Annotated in this window: 17 protein-coding genes; 6 read left to right on the forward strand and 11 right to left on the reverse strand. The window is 71.3% G+C overall.

The genetic code is table 11. The annotated features are described in order from the left end of the window. Positions 1–7: 7 nt before the first annotated feature. Together AC1D2H_RS17030 and AC1D2H_RS17035 are read left to right on the forward strand one after the other, a co-directional pair. Positions 8–1,819: a PAS domain-containing sensor histidine kinase gene (locus AC1D2H_RS17030; RefSeq protein ID WP_478011791.1), complete on the forward strand. Its 1,812-nt coding sequence runs from the start codon at positions 8–10 to the stop codon at positions 1,817–1,819. Then, complete coding sequence (locus AC1D2H_RS17035) at positions 1,816–2,196, forward strand: response regulator (protein ID WP_477932457.1); 381 nt, start codon at positions 1,816–1,818, stop codon at positions 2,194–2,196. The genes AC1D2H_RS17030 and AC1D2H_RS17035 overlap by 4 nt, the downstream gene beginning before the upstream one ends. On the opposite strand, the gene AC1D2H_RS17040 is transcribed toward AC1D2H_RS17035, so the two are convergent. The 9 genes from AC1D2H_RS17040 to AC1D2H_RS17080 form a co-directional block, all read right to left on the reverse strand. After that, the gene (locus tag AC1D2H_RS17040; protein WP_477932459.1) at positions 2,177–2,647 is read right to left on the reverse strand and encodes a MaoC family dehydratase; all 471 of its coding nucleotides are present in this window, start codon (positions 2,645–2,647) and stop codon (positions 2,177–2,179) included. The two genes, AC1D2H_RS17035 and AC1D2H_RS17040, sit on opposite strands and share 20 nt — an antisense overlap. A 54-nt stretch (positions 2,648–2,701) precedes the next feature. Beyond that, positions 2,702–3,367 carry an SDR family oxidoreductase gene (locus AC1D2H_RS17045; protein ID WP_478011792.1) on the reverse strand — a complete coding sequence of 222 codons (666 nt, stop codon included), beginning with the start codon at positions 3,365–3,367 and terminating at the stop codon, positions 2,702–2,704. Next, complete coding sequence (locus AC1D2H_RS17050; protein ID WP_478011793.1) at positions 3,364–3,993, reverse strand: LysE family translocator; 630 nt, start codon at positions 3,991–3,993, stop codon at positions 3,364–3,366. The genes AC1D2H_RS17045 and AC1D2H_RS17050 overlap by 4 nt, the downstream gene beginning before the upstream one ends. Positions 3,994–4,022: 29 nt before the next feature. Next, the gene (locus AC1D2H_RS17055; protein ID WP_478011794.1) at positions 4,023–5,150 is read right to left on the reverse strand and encodes a hypothetical protein; all 1,128 of its coding nucleotides are present in this window, start codon (positions 5,148–5,150) and stop codon (positions 4,023–4,025) included. Positions 5,151–5,153: 3 nt separating this feature from the next. Next, positions 5,154–6,857, reverse strand: coding sequence for a hypothetical protein (locus AC1D2H_RS17060; RefSeq protein ID WP_478011795.1), 1,704 nt, complete (start codon positions 6,855–6,857; stop codon positions 5,154–5,156). Next, on the reverse strand, positions 6,858–8,036 hold the full coding sequence (locus AC1D2H_RS17065) for an acetyl-CoA C-acyltransferase (protein WP_478011796.1): 1,179 nt from the start codon (positions 8,034–8,036) through the stop codon (positions 6,858–6,860). A gap of 83 nt (positions 8,037–8,119) precedes the next feature. Then, positions 8,120–8,941, reverse strand: a complete 822-nt coding sequence (locus AC1D2H_RS17070; RefSeq protein ID WP_478011797.1) for a hypothetical protein — start codon at positions 8,939–8,941, stop codon at positions 8,120–8,122. Between the two features lie 52 nt (positions 8,942–8,993). Beyond that, on the reverse strand, positions 8,994–9,794 hold the full coding sequence (locus AC1D2H_RS17075) for a substrate-binding periplasmic protein (RefSeq protein WP_478011798.1): 801 nt from the start codon (positions 9,792–9,794) through the stop codon (positions 8,994–8,996). 14 nt (positions 9,795–9,808) lie between these two features. After that, positions 9,809–10,663, reverse strand: a complete 855-nt coding sequence (locus AC1D2H_RS17080) for a helix-turn-helix domain-containing protein (RefSeq protein WP_478011799.1) — start codon at positions 10,661–10,663, stop codon at positions 9,809–9,811. Positions 10,664–10,723: 60 nt separating this feature from the next. Between AC1D2H_RS17080 and AC1D2H_RS17085 the strand changes: the two genes are divergently transcribed. Next, entirely contained in the window at positions 10,724–12,082 is a 1,359-nt protein-coding gene (locus AC1D2H_RS17085) for a cytochrome P450 (protein WP_478011800.1), read from the forward strand. Continuing rightward, complete coding sequence (locus AC1D2H_RS17090) at positions 12,079–12,477, forward strand: hypothetical protein (RefSeq protein ID WP_478011801.1); 399 nt, start codon at positions 12,079–12,081, stop codon at positions 12,475–12,477. The genes AC1D2H_RS17085 and AC1D2H_RS17090 overlap by 4 nt, the downstream gene beginning before the upstream one ends. Here the strand turns inward: AC1D2H_RS17090 and AC1D2H_RS17095 are convergent. Next, complete coding sequence (locus AC1D2H_RS17095) at positions 12,474–13,274, reverse strand: substrate-binding periplasmic protein (protein WP_478011802.1); 801 nt, start codon at positions 13,272–13,274, stop codon at positions 12,474–12,476. The two genes, AC1D2H_RS17090 and AC1D2H_RS17095, sit on opposite strands and share 4 nt — an antisense overlap. Positions 13,275–13,284: 10 nt before the next feature. Beyond that, a complete protein-coding gene (locus tag AC1D2H_RS17100; protein ID WP_477932479.1) occupies positions 13,285–13,536 on the reverse strand; it encodes a DUF3297 family protein in 252 nt (83 codons plus the stop codon). Positions 13,537–13,625: 89 nt separating this feature from the next. Here AC1D2H_RS17100 and AC1D2H_RS17105 point away from each other — a divergent pair, with 89 nt between their 5' ends. Both AC1D2H_RS17105 and AC1D2H_RS17110 read left to right on the forward strand, forming a co-directional pair. Next, positions 13,626–14,174, forward strand: coding sequence for an ECF-type sigma factor (locus tag AC1D2H_RS17105; RefSeq protein WP_478011803.1), 549 nt, complete (start codon positions 13,626–13,628; stop codon positions 14,172–14,174). After that, on the forward strand, positions 14,171–16,717 hold the full coding sequence (locus AC1D2H_RS17110; protein WP_478011804.1) for a serine/threonine-protein kinase: 2,547 nt from the start codon (positions 14,171–14,173) through the stop codon (positions 16,715–16,717). The genes AC1D2H_RS17105 and AC1D2H_RS17110 overlap by 4 nt, the downstream gene beginning before the upstream one ends. Positions 16,718–16,724 lie beyond the last annotated feature (7 nt).

A 16,724-nucleotide genomic window follows, 5' to 3' on the forward strand; every position in this document is an offset into this window, starting at 1 on the left:
GGATGTGGTGAGCCCCGCTAACGCTTCCACCCGGCCGACCGTGCTGCCGCACGGCGCGCGCCGCGTGGCCTGGCTGCTGCTCGGCATGGCGGCGCTGCTGGCCGTGCTGGGGCTGTACGCCATCACGGCGCTGTCGGCCGCACGCGCCTATGTCGCCGGAGAGAGCCAGTGGTCACGCGCGCAGAAGAGCGCGGCGCTGGCCCTGGTGCTCTATCTGCAATCCGGTGAAGAAGCGCAATACCAGGCCTTCGAGCGCGAGATCGCCGTGCCCCTGAACGCCAGGCGTGCGCGCGAGGCCATGGACAAAGGCGGCGCCCATGACGATGAGGCCCGCCAGGGCTTCATCGATTCGCGCAACCACGCCGATGACGCGCCGGGCATGGTCCGGCTCTACCGCTGCTGCCGGGGCCTGCCCTACATGGCCGATTCGGTCGGCATCTGGCGTGAGGCCGACGAGCTGATTGCCGAGATGACCGCGCTGGCCCGCCAGGCTCGCGAACTGCCGCCCGAGGCCCGCGCGGCGCTCCAGCCCCGCGTGCTGGCCCTGGACGCGCGACTGACGCCGATGGAGCACCGCTTCTCGGCCAGCCTCGGTCTGGCGTCGCGCATCACGGCGGCGGCGCTGATCGGGATGCTGATGGTCAGCGCCCTGCTGTTCGGCCTGACCGCCGCTGTCCTCGTGATCCGGCGCGCCCACGAGGATCAAGCCGCCCACCAGGCCGTGCAGCGCAGCGAGGCGCTGTTCCGCTCGCTGTGGGAGACCAGCATCGACGGCGCCGTCATCATCGATGGCGGCAGCACCATCCGTTTCGCCAATCCGGCCATCCACGCGCTGCTGGGCCATGAACCGGGCAGCCTCAGCGGCCAGCCGCTGGCCACATTGCAGCCCGAGGCCCTGCGGGCGGCCCATGTCGCCGGCCTGGCCCGCCACATGGCGACCGGAGAAAAACGCCTGAACTGGCGCGGCGTCGAGACCCTGGCCCGCCACGCCGATGGCCACGACCTGCCGGTGGAGATCCGCTTCTCGCGCTTCGAACTCGATGGCGAGACGCTGTTCGTCGGCCTGCTGCACGACATCTCGGAGCGCAAGGCGGCCGAGCGGGTGGCCGCCGAGCACCTGAGACTGCAGGAGGCCGACCGGCTCAAGTCCGAGTTCCTGGCGCGCATGAGTCATGAGCTGCGCACGCCGCTGAATGCCATCCTCGGCTTCACCGACCTGATGCACGATGGCCGCAGCGGCCCGGTCAACGCCGAGCAGAAGCGCCAGCTCGGCTTCGTCGCCAGTTCGGGCCGCCACCTGCTGGCCCTCATCAACGACCTGCTGGAGTTGTCGCGCATCGAGGCCGGCCGCCTGGACCTGCACATCGAGCCCATCGACATCGCCGCGATCGCCGCCGACGTCACCGGCCAGCTGCGCCCGCTGGCCGAACCGCGCGGCCTGGCTCTGAAGCTGGGCATGGCCCCGTCGCTGCCCTGGCGCGGCGACCGCCGCAAGCTGACCCAGGTGCTGCTCAACCTGGTGGGCAATGCCATCAAGTTCTCCGAGCAGGGCGACATCGAGATCCAGGCCTGGCAAGAGGCCGAGCGCCTGGTGCTGAGCGTCAGGGATCACGGCCCCGGCATCCCCGAGGAGCACCGCGCCCTGCTCTTCCAGCCCTTCAAGCAGCTCGAAGGCGGTGTCACCCATGCCCAGGAAGGCACCGGCCTGGGTCTCTACCTCAGCGCCCAGTTGCTGGAGCGCATGCAGGGCCGCATTCGCCACGAAGCGGCCGAAGGCGGCGGTTCGCGCTTCATCATCGAGCTGGAGCCGGTGCCATGACCTCTGCCGTGACATTGCCGCGGGTGCTGCTGGTCGAGGACAACGCGACCAACGCCTATCTCGCGCGCTATGTGCTGGAGGCGGCCGGCTTCGAGGTGGACTGGGCGGCCAATGGCCAGCTGGCTCTCGAGGCCGCTGCCGCGCACCGGCCCGACCTCATCCTGATGGACCTGCGCATGCCGGTGCTCGACGGCTACGAGGCCACGCGCCGCCTGAAAGCCGATCCGGCACTGCGCGATGTGCCGGTGCTGGCGATGAGCGCCCAGGCCATGCCCGAGGAGCGCGCGCGGGCGCTGGCGGCCGGCTGTGCCGCCCACATTGGCAAACCCATCGACGTGGCCACGCTGGCCGACGAGGTCAGGGCCTGGCTGCCTTGACGAGCAGCGTGCCGCGGCCGATCACGCAAGGGTGGGCGTGGCGCACCATGGCACGCCCGTCCACATGCGCCACCCAGCCGCCCAGCGTGGCGCTCCATTCCACGCTGGCCACACGCCAGTGCAGCAACAGCTCCTGTTCGGCAAACACCGGTGCCTTGAAGGCGAAGTTGAAGTTCAGGCACAGCAACTCGCGGGCCTGGCCATCGTCGCCGCGTGAGAAGTGGCTGGCGACGAGGCCGATCATCTGGGCCGTCGTCTGCTGGCCGCTGGCGATGATCTCCCCGTGGCGGGCCCGCTGGGCCGCCTGCACGTCGTGGTGCAGGGGGTTGGAGTCACCGGTCAGGCGAGCAAAGGCGGCGATGTCCTCGCGCGTGAATCGGATCTGGCGCTCGCAGGTTTCCCCGACGCGGATCAGTGTGGTGGTTTCAGCTTCGGCGAAGGTCGTGTCCATGGACTGAGACCTTAGCGCAAGCCGATGGCCCGCCGCGCCGCCGATAAAGGGGACTCACCAGGCCAGTCGTTGCCCGTCGTAATTGAAGAAACTGCCTGTATCCGAAGGCTTCACGCTGGCCAGCACGGTGCGCATGCCGGCGATGCTGGTCGACGCGTCGATGTCGGCACCGGCGCCGCCCATGTCGGTGCGCACCCAGCCGGGGTGGAAGCTGATGACGGTGGCCTTGCCGGCCAAGGCCAGGGCTGCGTCCTTCATCACCGAGTTCACGGCCGCCTTGGAAGCGCGGTAGAGCCAGCCGGACGTGCTGACCCGCAGCGCCAGGGAACCCATCTTGGACGAGATGATGGCCACGCGCGCGCCGGGCGCCAGCGCCTCGGCGATCTGCGGCAGCAGGCGCATGGGCGCCAGCACATTGGTGTGCATGACGGCGTCGAAGTYGGCCTCGGTCGGTGCCGCCAGGCCCGCGGTGCTGGGACCGTAGACACCGGCATTGATGACGACGACGTCGAAGGCCTCGCCGTCGATCAACCAGGCCAGGCCCGCCACGCTGGCGGTGTCCGTCACGTCCAGCTTCAACGCCCGGGCGCCATGGGCCTGCAGGCGCTCCAGCGCGGCCTCGTCGCGCGCCGTGGCCGTGATGCGGGCGCCGGCGGCGCGGTACTGGCGCACGAATTCCAGGCCCAGGCCGCGCGAGGCGCCGATGATCAGAACATTCATGGTTTGGTCAATGCGAGCTTGGCCGCGAGCAAGGTGAAGAGGCCGGCACCGCCGAGGTTGAGGCCACGCCCCAGCCAGGGCCGCGGCTGGCTGCGGCGCAAGGGGGCCACCAGCACGATGAGGGCGAGCAGAAAGAGCAGGCCCTGGGCGATGAACCAGGCACCCAGGAACAGGAAGGCCAGCGTCTTGTCCGGCGCGTCGGCCTCGATGAACTGCGGCAGCAGCGCCAGGAAGAACAGCGCCACCTTGGGATTCAGCGCATTCGTGAAGAAGCCCTGGCGCACCGTGCGCCACAGCGAGGGCGGCGCGCTGACTTCGGCGGCAGCGGAYGCGGGGCGCAGGCCGGCCTTGGCCATGCCCCAGGCGACGTAGAGCAGATAGGCCGCGCCGACGAGTTTGACGACGGTGAAGGCCTCGGCCGACGTGGCGAGCAGGGCGGCGAGGCCAAACGCCGCCGCCAGCGAATGCAGCACGCAGCCGGCCATGATGCCGATGGCCGCCGCCACGCCCTGGCGCCAGCCGCCGCGCAGCGTGCTGGCGACGGTGTAGGCCATGTCGACACCGGGCGTCGCGTTGAGGACGAAGACGGTGGCTGAGAACAGCAGGAGGTCGTGGGTGCCGAGCATGGCTGTCGCGGGAGTCGAAGCGAAGAGGACTAGTTTCGTCGAACCGCGCGGACAAGGTGCTGAGCCCAGCGACGCTTGAATTCATCCAACTGGCGCGTGGTGGTGACCGGTGCCGGCACGGCTGCAGCCGGCATCGGCGTGTAGAACAGCTTGCGCAGCACGAGTTCGCCGTCGGCCACCGTGAAGCTCAGGCACTCGTCCTGGTGGAGCACCGGCGGGCAGCGCAGTTGGTAGCCCGGCAGCGTTGGCAACTCGAGGCGATAGCTGCCTGGCGGCAGGGTGACGGGGCTCAGCGCGCTGCGCCGCTGGACAAGATCCAGCCATCGCACACCGAAGCGGCGTTCGCCTTGTCCGTCACCAAGCAAGCCGACCACGCCTTCCGTGGGACTGGCCGCTGGGCGGATCTCGGCATGGACGGCGACGTCTGCCATGGCAGGAGCCATCTCGACCTCCAGGCTGAGCCACAGCCGCCCGCCTGTGCCCGCGGGCGGCATGTTTTCCAGCCGCCAGAGCAGGTCTTCGCCCTGATTGTCGAACGGGTCGGGCAGCACGCTGCGGCCAGCCCCCGCTTCTGCGGCAAGCTCGCCGAAGGGGAAAACGGAGAACTCGCACGCCCCAATCGCCGCCGTGAGCAGCGGGATGTCAGCGGCCGCCACGGTGACGAGTTCGCGGCTGCGATCGGCTGACGCCATCAGCGCTTCGAAGCGCTCTGGATCCGCCAAGAGGCCATTGGCACCCTTGGCAAGCGCCATCGCGGCGTCCTGGCGCCGGGTCGCCCAGCGGATACGCGTCTGCTCCAGGCGCTGCTGCGGCGTGTTCGGACGCGCGAAGACCAGCAGGCGCTGCCCCACCGCCTCAGCACTGCCCGCCGGCACCACGGCGCCCACCTCGGCGCCGCCGCGTCCCTTCAACCACCGTTCGACCGTGAACTCGACCTTTTGCGACGCATTGAACATATCGCCGCGGTAACTGAGTTTGTCCCCGATGGCCTTCACCCGCCCGACCCAGACGGCCGAAGCCTCGTTGAACTTCTGCTGCACCGCCCGCTCCGTGTTCGTCACCCCGAATGGCGGGCATTTCATGGCCCAGGCCGTATCGGCACAGACCGCCAACAACAGCGGCACCCAGATCCTGTCGAAGCAGCGGCGCTTGTGCATCGTTCAGCGCCTGTCGATGGCCGACTCCGCCAGCAGGCGCCAGCGTGGCGTTGGGGAGCGCTCCAGTTCGATGACGGTGTCCGAGGAGTTCAGCTCGACCCAGCCGGCGAGCAGGGTTTCATTCCAGCGCGGGTCGAAGCGCACCTGGACCGTCTGTCCGATATAGCCGTTGTGGACGTATTCGCACTGTTCGGACAGCCGGCTCATGGCGGCGCCTTGGGCGACTGCCAGCTCCCCCGGTTGCACCGTGGTCAACATCTCGACGCCCAGCGACCCGTCGGCGCATCCCGGCACCCGGATCTTCAAGCGGGCAGGCTTGAGGGCAGCCGGCACGGGGGCCGTGAAGCGGACGCCCTTGGCCGTGGTCTCCACGCTCTCACCGCCTCGCAAGGGCAAAGCGACAACGCTCGCCACCCTGCGCGCCGATGCAGCTTCTCCCGCTGCGGATGGCGCCAGTTTCGGCAGCACCAGATCGACGGCATAGCGGCCTGGCGGCAGGGTGAACAGGGCGCCCTTGGGCTGTTCCGCCCCAGGCGTCGAGAAGCGGCCGCGCTGCTCAAAGGTATCCACTGCCACGCCGGCAGGCTGAAACGGCAGCCCTGCCGGCCAGGGCGACAGGCGACGCACCCGGATCAGGCCCGCCGCGTAGACCATCCGTCCATCGGATTGGGTCAGCGCCACGCTCAGCCATGCCGCGGGCCGGTAAAAGAAGGCGCGCTGCACCACGCTGCCATCACCGACCAGGAAGGAATGGCAATCATCTGCAATGGTCACACGCCAGCAGTTCAGCTTGTAGCCGGGGAGCTCGGGGAGCTCGATCTGGTAGAGCCCCGGCGGCAATGCGGTGGGCGTCAGCGGCGGCCGCGGCTCACCCGCCTTGGGCCACTGGATCCGGAGGCGCCGCACGCCTTCGGGGCCGCGGAGCGTTAGCGCATCGCCCGGCTTGGCTTCCTCCGCCCTCAACGGCGCTGCCATGGCCTGCTGGCTGAGGATGTCACCAAAAGGGTTCTCGACATCCACGGTCAACCAGGCCTGCCCGCTGCTTCCCGCGGCCGGCGTGGTCTCCAGCAGCCAGAGGATGTCATCCCCGCTCATGCCCATCGCCGGGGGCAGCGCCGTCCTGGCGCCGGGCGATTTCGCCGGGTCGTTGCTGAGTCTATAGACCGAACGGCTGCAGACACCCCCTGCCGAGAGCAAGGGGATGTCGGCATCGACCGTCGTCACCAGTTCATCGGCGCGCCGCCCTTCGTCGTTCATCCGATTCGATTTCTCGAGCTCCGACCTCCGCCCATTGGCCGCCGCCGCCAAGGCCTCGGCCTTGACGAACTGCCGCCACGCCCACCGGCCGCGCGTCTGCGCCAGGCGCTCCTCGGGCGGATTGGGGTGCACAAACAGCAGCAGGCGCTCGCCCAGAGGCAGGTGCGCAGGAACGGTGATGCGGACGTCGCCGCCCAGGCCGCCTTTGAACTGGCGCTCGACCTTGAGACGGACAATCTGCTGCTGATCCCAGGAGAAGCCGTTGTCCAGCCTGTCCCCAAGCTCCTGAATCCGGGCGACGACGACGGCGCTGGCCTCGGCAAACTGCTTCTCCGCCTCCGCCTGGCTGCCCCACTTGGAGACGCATTGGAAGGCATGCGCCTCGCCGGCCGCGGCGAGGGCCACGGCCAGCGCCACCTGCCAACCAAGGAGCACGCGGGGGCGGTGCACTCAGAGCATCTCGACCGCGAGCGCCGTGGCCTCGCCGCCACCGATGCACAGCGCCGCCATGCCACGCTTGAGGCCACGGGCCTTCAGCGCGCCCAGCAGCGTGACGACGATGCGGGCGCCGCTGGCGCCGATGGGGTGGCCCAGGGCGACAGCGCCGCCGTTGACGTTGACGATGTCGTGGGGCAGCTTGAACTCGGCCATGGCGGCCATGGTCACGGCGGCGAAGGCTTCATTGACTTCCCACAGGTCCACCTGGCCGGCCTGCCAGCCGGCCTTGGCCAGGGCCTTCTGGATGGCGCCGGCCGGGGCGGTGCTGAACCATTCCGGCGCTTGCGCGTGCACGGCATGGCTGACGATGCGGGCTATTGGAGCGAGGCCACGGGCCTTGGCGGTGCTCTCGCGCATCAGCACCAGGGCGGCGGCGCCGTCGGAGATGCTGGACGAGGTGGCGGCAGTGATGGCGCCGTCCTTCTTGAAGGCGGGCTTGAGCGACGGGATCTTGTCGAGCTTGGCCTTGAAGGGCTGCTCGTCGAACTTGATGACGGTGTCGACCTTGGGGCCGGAGAGAGTCACCGGCGCCATTTCCCAGTCGAAGGCGCCGCTCTCGTTGGCCGCCTTGGCACGCTGGGTGGAGGTGATGGCGTACTGGTCCATGGCCTCGCGGCTGAAGCTGTACTTGGCCACGCATTGCTCGGCGAAGACGCCCATGGCCTTGCCGCGCTCGTAGGCGTCTTCCAGGCCGTCCAGGGCCATGTGGTCGTACATCTGCGCGACGCCGTACTTGACGCCCTTGCGGGCGAACATCAGGTGGGGGGCGTTGGTCATGCTCTCCATGCCGCCGGCCACCATGACCTCGGCCGAGCCGGCCGCCAGCATGTCGTGGGCGAACATCATGGTGCGCATGCCCGAGCCGCACATCTTGCTCATCGTGACAGCGCCGGCGGAGTCGGGCAGGCCGGCCTTGCGCAGGGCCTGGCGGGCGGGCGCCTGGCCCTGGCCGGCCATCAGGCAGTTGCCCATCAGCACCTCATCGACCGAGTCGCCCGGCACACCGGCACGCTCCACAGCCGCCTTGATGGCGACGGCGCCCAGCTCCCAACCGGCGAGGCCGGCGAAATCACCCAGCAGGCCGCCGATGGGCGTGCGGGCGGCGGAAACGATGACGATCGGATCGGACATGGCTGTACTCCGTTGGTAACTCAGATGCGCCATTTTGACGCCATCAATTGACGTGCACGTCAATTACCCGATCAATGCCCCGGTCAGCCGGGGGACTTGGCCTCACGCCGGGGCGCGGGCGGCACGATGCCGCAGTCGACGGGACGGGCCTCGGGCGCCAGCCGCCGCACCGACTGGCAGAGTTCGGCCCAGAAGGCGCGCGTCCAGGCGGCGTGGCGCTGGGCGAAGGCCGGTGCGGCCGGCATGAAATACGGTTGCCTGGCCACCACCGGTGTCCATTCGACGAGATCGGCGCGCTGCTCGGGCGACAACCCTTCGCGGGCGGTCAGCAGCAGGTCGAAGCGTTGCGCCTGCAGCATGGCCACCTCGCTGTCGAAGGTCAGCACGGTCTCGGTCGCCCAGCCGCGCTCGCCGGCCAGCGCCTCCTGCACCGAGCCGGCCAGCACGCCGACACGCGAGCGCGGCGGCAGATGGATGCCATCCCAGGTCGGATCGGGCACCGTGCCGGCGCGGCCATACAGGGCCAGATGTCCGAGGACGGGCGCCCAGGCAGCATCGGGCCGGCCCTGAGCGTCGAGGGGGAAGCTGTAGCTGCGCAACCGCTCCGGCGAGGGCCCGTAGAACAGCGCGAATTGCACTTCGCCCTGGGCCAGCGCCACGCTGAGGCGCCGCCCGGGCAGGCGCACGAGCTCGGCCTTGCAGGCAAGCTGGCGCAGCGCCTCGCGCACGGCGACGACGGCCCAGCCCGGCGGATCGGCGAACTGGCTGCCATGGCCCAGCAGACCCGGCGGGCCCGCACGGTCGGTGAAGCCGATGCGCAGCGACTCGGGGCAGCCCTGGGCCGCGGCCAAGGCCATGCCGCCGCTCAGTGCGACGCCACAGAGCCCGCAGGACCAGCGCGACATGCGCCCAAGTTTAGGAAGCTGGCGCCGCGGCCGCGACCCCGGTTCGGGCGGGTCAGCGCCAGGCGGTGGCCGGCACCGTGCCGCACTCGGCCGGGCGGACGTCGGGCTCCAGCCGCCGCACGGCCTGGCAGAGCTGGCGCCAGAAGGCGCGCGTCCAATCCGGGTGGCGTTGGACAAAGGCGGGCGCGGCCGGTGCGAAATAGGGCAACTTGGCCACGCCCGGCGTCCATTCCACGAGTTCGGCGCGCTGCTCCGGCGCAAGCACCTCGCGCGTCGACAGCAGCAGGTCGAAGCGGCGCGCCTGCAGCATGGCGGGCCCGCCGTCGAGCCCGCCGATGGGCTCGGTCGCCCAGCCGCGGTCGCGCGCGATGACGTCCTGCACCGAGCCCGTCAGCACGCCCACGCGCAGGCCCGCCGGCAGGCGCTGCCCGTCCCAGCTGGGGTCCGGCGTCTCGCCGCTGCGGCCGAACAGCGCCAGGTGACCGAACACCGGCGCCCAGGCGACGTCGGGCCGCCCCTGCGCATCGAGCGGGAAGCGCAGACTGCGCAGGCGCTCGGGCGTGACGCCGAACAGCAGGGCGATGTCGACGTTGCCCTGGGCCAGCGCAGCGGACAGGCGGCGGTTGGGCAGGCGCAGCAGTTCGGCCGTGCAACCCATGCGCTTGAGCGCCTCGCGCACGGCGACAACCTCCCAGCCGGGCGGCTCGGGGAATGTCGGCCCCTGGCCGAGCAGCCCGGGCGGCGATGCGGCGTCGCTGAAGCCGATGCGCAGCGGCTGGGGGCAGGCAGCGCCGGCCGGCATGGCGGCCCAGCACAGCAGGCTGGCCAGCACCGGGAGCAGGACGCGGGGCATGGCGCGAGTTTGCCTCAGCGCCACAGCCGATAGGCCCAGAAAGCCTCCTCGGCCTGGATGCGGCGGCGCAGGTCCTCGGGGCTGAAGCCGGTCAGGCGGCGCGTCTCGCGGCAGAGGTGGCTCTGGTCGGCGTAGTCGTTGTCGGCGGCAATGTCCGCCCAGTTGACGCCTGCATCGCCGGCCCCGATCTCCGCGGCGGCCACGGCGTAGAAGGCGTTCTCGGCGCGCGACACCGCACGCAGCTCGCGCATCGGCAAACCAGCCCAGGCCTTGATGCGGCGCTCCAGCTGGCGCAGGCTGCGGCCGGCGGCGCTGGTGGCAGCACGCACGGCCAGGGCCTCGGTCCAGACGGCGTAGCGGTGGCCGGGGCGCTGCGTGCCCAGGGCCTGCCAGCGCGGCAGCAAAAAGTCTTCGAGCAGACGCAGGCGCGCCGCGTCGTCGGCCGCGGCAGACATCTGCGTCGCCCAGGCCAGCCAGTCGGCCGGCAGCAGCTCGCTGGCATCGACCACGCGATTGACGAGGCCTTCCAGCGCGATGCCGGTCAACGCAACGAAGGCATCGGGCAACAGCAGCAGCTTGAAGGCCGACATCTCGCCGGGGTTGCGCGTGTGCGTGGGCAACGTGAACGGGCCGCCCAGCAGCACGGGCGCGTGGCGGCGCTCAGGCGGGGGCGTCGAGAAGCCCGCCGTGGCCAGCCACTCGCTGCTGCCCTCGGCCCACCAGAACAGCGTCACCAGCGGCGTCGCGGGGAAGTAGTTCTCGCGCTGACCGGCATCCAGGCCGCGGCCACGGGTGTCGCGCAGCATGACGCCGCGCACGCAGCCGGCCAGGGCCAGCGGCGGCAGCCAAAGATGTGTATGCGCATCCATCGCGGCCAGTGTCGCATTCGTTCAAGACCGTCTTGAGCGTCCAGGCGCAGCATGCGGGCCATGACAACACAGACCTGGAACGATCTGCCAAGCCACCCCACCCGCTGGTGGGGCTTCCCCGTGCTGATGGCCATGCGCCGCGACTACCTCGCCGTCATCGCTGCGCAGCGGCCGCTCGGCGACCTGGTGGCGCAGACCATCCTGGGCGAGCGCGGCGTCGACGTCTTCGACCCCGAGCTGGTGCGCGCCGTCATGGTCGACCACGCCGACGCGCTGATTCGCTGGGCGCGCGGGCCCGAGGTGTTCGCCGAGCTGATGGGCCAGTCCGTCCTCGTCACCGAAGGACCCACCTGGCAGCGCCAGCGCCGCATGCTGATGCCGGCCTTTGCGCCCAAGCGCATGGCCGGCTATGCGGCGCTGATGACCGAGGCCGCTGTCGCCGGCCTGGGCCGCGTGCGCGAGGGCGAGGTCGCGATGGACGAGCTCTACAGCCACCTGACGATGGACGTCATCTCCCGCACGTTGTTCAGCACCCCCATAGGCAACGACACGGCAGCGGCCGCACAGGCCGTGCAGGTGCTCAGCGAGACGGCGCTGGCGGAGATGTTCTGGCCCGTGACACTGCCCGACTGGCTGCCCCTGCCCGGCAAGGCCGCCAAGCGGCGTGCCGCGCGACTGATCCACGGGTTGCTGGGCGAGCGCATCGCGGCCCGGCGGACTTCGGGTGAGGAACGTACCGACCTGCTCGGCATGCTGACGGCGCTTCGCGACGAGACCACCGGCGAGGCGCTGTCGCCGCAGGAGGTCTACGACCAGTGCATGGTCAGCTTCCAGGCCGGCCACGAAACCAGCGCGACGGCGCTGCTGTGGTGGAGCTGGCTGCTGGCCGCCCACCCCGAGGCCCAGGCGCGGGCGCGCACCGAGGTCGACGCGCTGCTGGCCGGCCGCGTGCCGACGGCCGACGACGCGGCCGCCCTGCCCTTTCTGTCGGCCACGCTGAAGGAGGCGATGCGGCTCTACCCGCCCGTGGCCGGCCTGCTGACGCGCCGGCTGACGCGCGACATCACCCTCGGCGGCGTGCGTCTGCCCGCTCRCACCCTCGTGCGCGTGACGCCCTGGCTGCTGCACCGCGACCCGCGCTGCTGGCCGGATGCGCCGCTGGCCTTCAAGCCCGGGCGCTTCCTGCCCGACGCGCCCGATGAAATCCCGCGCGGCGCCTACATCCCCTTCGGCCTCGGGCCGCGGGTCTGCCTGGGCCAGCATTTCGCGGTGCTGGAGATGACGCTGATTGCAGCCCTGGTGCTGCAGCGCTTCGAGCTGAGCCCGGTCGGCAACGAGGCGCCCAAGCCGCGCATGGCGGTCACACTGCGGCCCGATGGGGGCCTGACACTGCACCTGAAAGCGAGAGCACTGCCATGAACCCCTGGCTTGTCGGCGCAGCGGCCCTGGTCCTCGTCATCGGTCTGGTTCATTCCTGGCTGGGCGAGTTGCGGATCTTTCGCCATCTGCGCGAGGACTCGGCATCCAGCGGCATCGTGCCCACCGGTGGCGCCCCGGTGCTGCGCGCCTTCCAGACCCGCATCCTGTGGGCCAGCTGGCATGTCGTGACCGTGCTGGCCTGGGCGCTGGCGGGCCTGCTGCTGTGGCTGGCCCAGCCGGCCGCGCGGGCGGCGTCGGGCGGCTTTGCCGAGACGGTCATCGCCGCAGCGCTGGCGGCCAGCGGCGCACTGGTGCTGCTGAGCAACCGCGGTCGCCACCCGGCTTGGCTGGCCCTGTGGGCCGCGGCGGCCCTGGTGCTGATGTCGCTGCGCTAGCGCGAGGGTCGGCTGCCGCAGTCCTGCCCACGCGCCTCGGGAGCGATGCGGCGGACGCTGACGCAAAGCTCACGCCAGAACTCGGCCACGAAGCCGGCATGGCGGGCATGCACTGCCCGGCTGGCGGGAGCGAAATACGGCAGCCGCTCGACCAGCGGGGACAGTTCCACCAGGGCGTCGTCGCCGCTCAACTGGGCGGGCGACAGGGATTCGCGCGCGGTCAGCAGCAGCTCGAAGCGGCGCGCTCGCAGCGCCAGCACGCTGGTGTCAAAGGCGCTGGTCGGCTCGACCGGCCAGCGGCGTTCGCGCGCCAGCGTCTCCTGTGTGGAGCCGGCCACGACGCCGACTCGCACGCCCGGCGCCAGCGTGCTGCCGTCCCAGGCCTTCAGCGCCGGGCTGCCGGCCACGCCATAGAGCGCGAGGTGGCCCAGCACTGGTGCCCAGGCGGCGTCGGGGCGGCCGGCGGCATCGAGCGGGAAGCGGAAGGCACCCAGCCGCTCCGCCGTGTAGCCGAAGAACATGGCGAACTCGAGCTCGTCCTGTTCCAGAGCGCGCGCCAGCCGACGGCCTGGCAAACGCTGCAATTCCGCCGGGCAGCCCAGGCGCTGCACGACCTCGCGCACCGCCTGCACGGCCCAGCCCGGTGGATCCTGGAAGGCCGGGCCGGTGCCGAGGATGGAGGGCGGAAACGGCGCCTCGTTGAAGCCGATGCGCAGCGGTTGCGGGCAAGGCGCGGCAGCTGCGGCACCACTCAGGGCCAGCAGCCATCCGCCCAACAACCGGCGTCGCAGCGGCATCACATATCGCTCAGCGGTAGAAGGCCTCGACGGTGCCCTTGAGCTTGATGCACAGCGGCCGGCCCTTGCGGTCCAGCGTCTTGCCGGCGGGCACCTTGACCCAGCCCTCGCTGATGCAGTATTCCTCGACGTCCTGGCGGTCCCTGCCATTGAAGCGGATGCCGATGTCGTGCTCGAAGACGGCGGCGACGTGATGGGGGCTGCGCGGATCAACGCTGAGGTGGTCGGGCAGTTCGGGGCGGGTGGCGGGAGCTTCGGACATGAAATTTGGCGGGCGGTGGAGCAAACCGCCATTCTCGCGCGCCAAGCTGGGGGTTCCGCGCGGGCGCGCTTGGGGCCAGCATCGCACCCATGACGGAGATCACCCAGCTGCTGACGGCCCTGGCCTCGGGACAGGCCGAGGCCCGTGATCGTCTCTACACCTTGCTCTACCCCGAGCTCAAGCGGCTGGCCCGGAGTCATCTCGCCGGCCATGCGCCGATGACGCTGGAGCCGGCGGCGCTGATCCACGAGGTCTGGCTGAAGAGCGCCGGGCCGATCCCGAAAGAGGCCGCCCTGCACCGTGCGCAGTTCTTCGCCCATGCCAGCAAGGTCATGCGCAGCGTCATCGTCGATCATGTGCGGGAACGCCGTGCCGACAAGCGCGGCGGCGGCAAGGCCGAGGTGACGCTGTCGACGGCGGCGCTGGAGCAGATCGCGCCGCCCGACGTGCTCAAGCTCGACGACGTGCTGCAGATGCTGGAGCGCGCCGACGGCCGCGCCCACCAGGTCGTGGAGATGCGCTTCTTCGGCGGCCTGGAGCTGGAGGAGATCGCCGAGCTGCTGGACGTGTCGGTGCCCACCATCAAGCGTGACTGGCGCAAGGCGCGCGCCTTCTTGTTCGACGCGTTGCAAACGTGAACACGGCCGACCGGGCCGGCGCGCTGGCCGCCTTCGACGCCTGGCAGGACGCGAGCCCGCCGGAGCGCGAAGCCTTGCTGGCGGAGCTGCCGCTGGTGCAACGCGAGCGGCTGCAGGCCCTCATCCACGCCGACCGCGCCGCCGAGGCAGGCGGCTTCCTGGACCAACCCGCACCCTTGCCCAACGCACCCGAACTGGCCGGCCAGGTGCTGGGCGCCTGGACCCTGGTGGCGCCGCTGGGCAGCGGTGGCATGGGCGAAGTCTGGCGCGCGCGGCGCAGTGATGGCGCCCACCAGGGCGAGGCGGCCATCAAGCTGCTGCACAGCCCCTGGCGCGGCGAAGGCAACCAGGCGCGCTTTCGCCGCGAGGGCGAACTGCTGGCGCGGCTGACCCATCCGCACATCGCCCGGCTGCTGGACATCGGCGAGGCCCTGCTGGGCGCGGCGCGCACGCGCTATCTGGTGCTGGAGCTGGTGGACGGTGAGCGCATCGACCGCTGGTGCGAGGACCAGGGCCTCGATGTGGCCGCGCGGCTGCAGCTCCTTCTGCAGGTCTGCGACGCGGTGGCGCATGCGCACGCGCGCCTGGTCGTGCATCGCGACCTCAAGCCCGGCAACATCCTCGTGACGGCCGACGGCCAGGTGAAGCTGCTGGACTTCGGCGTCGCCAAGCTGCTGGAGGGCCAGGCTGGAGAAAGCGGCGCCGAGCTGACGGCGCAGATGCCCGCCGGGCTGACGCCCGAGTACGCCGCGCCCGAGCAGCTGCGTGGCGAGCCGGTCAGCACGGCCACCGATGTGTTCGCGCTGGGTCGGCTGCTGTGCCTGCTGCTGACCGGCCAGCGCGAGCCGGGCTCCGGCTTGCGTGGCGACCTCGCACTCATCGTCGGCCGCGCGCTGAAGGAGCGCCCCGACGCGCGCTATGCCGGCGCCAGCGCGCTGGCCGACGACGTGCGCCGCCATCTCGAACACCGGCCCATCCTGGCGCGGCCCGACTCGCTGGCCTACCGCAGCGCCAAGTTCGCGCGTCGCTATCGGCTGCAGCTCGCCGCACTGAGCCTGGTGCTGGCCAGCCTGCTCGCCGGCATGGCGGCCACCGCCTGGCAATGGCGCGAGGCCGCACGCGAGGCCGAGCGCACGCGGCGTGTGCAGAGCGTGTTGACGGAGATGCTGAGTGGCCTCAGCCCGGGCACGTCGGGCAGCGCCACGGTGCCGATGGTCGAGCTGCTGCGGCGCAGCTGGACCGAGGCCAAGCAACGCCTGGCCGGCGACGAGGCGCTGCTCGCCGAAGTGGCCCAGCCGCTGGGCGTGCTGCTGAGCCAGTCGGGTGACATGGAGCAGGCGGCCGATGCCTTGCAACTGGCCCATGCGCGATTGCAGGGCCGGGGTGACGCGGGGCGCGAGGTGGCCTTTGCGCTGGCCAATGTGCGCCGCCGCCTGGGGCAGACCGATGCGGCCGTTGCGCTGCTGGCGGCCCTGGTGCCCGCGCGACCCGAGGATGACGACGGCGTCGCCGTCACGGCGCTGGCCCACCTCGGCGAGATCGCGACCGAGGCGGGCCGGCTGGACGAGGCGAAGGGCCTGCTGGAGCGCGCAGAGCGCAGCGCGCGCGAACGTTTCGGCACCCGCCATGAACGGTATCGCCGCGTGGCCGATGCACTCGCCGGCCTGGCCCGTGCCCAGGGCCGCTGGGCCGATGCGAGGCACTGGCTGCAGGCCCTGGTCGAAGCCAGCGCCGGCGCCGGTCGCCTGATCGGCGCGCAGGCGCGCATGGCCGTCGCGACGATGGAGGTCGAGCTGGGCCACCATGCCGAGGCCGTGCCGCTGCTGCGCGCCAGCGTGCAGGAGCTGGGCGAGGTGCTGGGGCCGGCCGACCTGAACACCGTCTACACGCGCAGCTGGCTCGCCACGGCCCTGTTCCACCACGGCCTGCAGGACGCAGCGGCGCTGGAAGCCGAAGCGGCGTGGCAGGAGGCCCGCCGCGGCAGCGATGCAGAGGCCGCGGCCCTGGTCGGCCTGGTGGCCGCGCGCCAGCAATTGCGCCGCGGCGACACCGCGGCGGCACAGTCGCGCCTGAATCAATTGCTGCTGGACCTGCAGGCCGCCGGCAGCCCCGCCGCGGAACGTGCGCGCGCCCTGCTCGGCGAAGCCGCGCTGCGCCAGGGCCGGGTGGCGCAGGCCACCGAGTTGCTGGCGGTGGCGGATGCCGCACAGCGCCAGCGCCCTCAGGACGCCGACCGCTGGCCCACCCTGGCCCTGCTCGGCCTGGCGCACGAAGCGGCCGGCCGCGGTGAAGCGGCTCGCGCGGCCTACGCCCAGGCGCTGGCGATCGGCGAGTCGGAGCTGCCACCTGGACACCCGGACCGGGCCCGGCTGCGCGCCCTGGCTGCGCTGGGCACCGGTCATGAGGCGCCAGCCGCGCTCAGCGCCTATGCCGACGCCCTGTCGCATCGCGCCGACGCCGCGGCCGTGCGCGCCCGGTTGACGGGATTGATATCGTCCTCATCCAACCCGGCGCCGCCGGGCCTGGCCCTGCTGGACTATTGAAGGAGGT

The organism is Roseateles sp. P1_C1_2 (assembly GCF_056406535.1).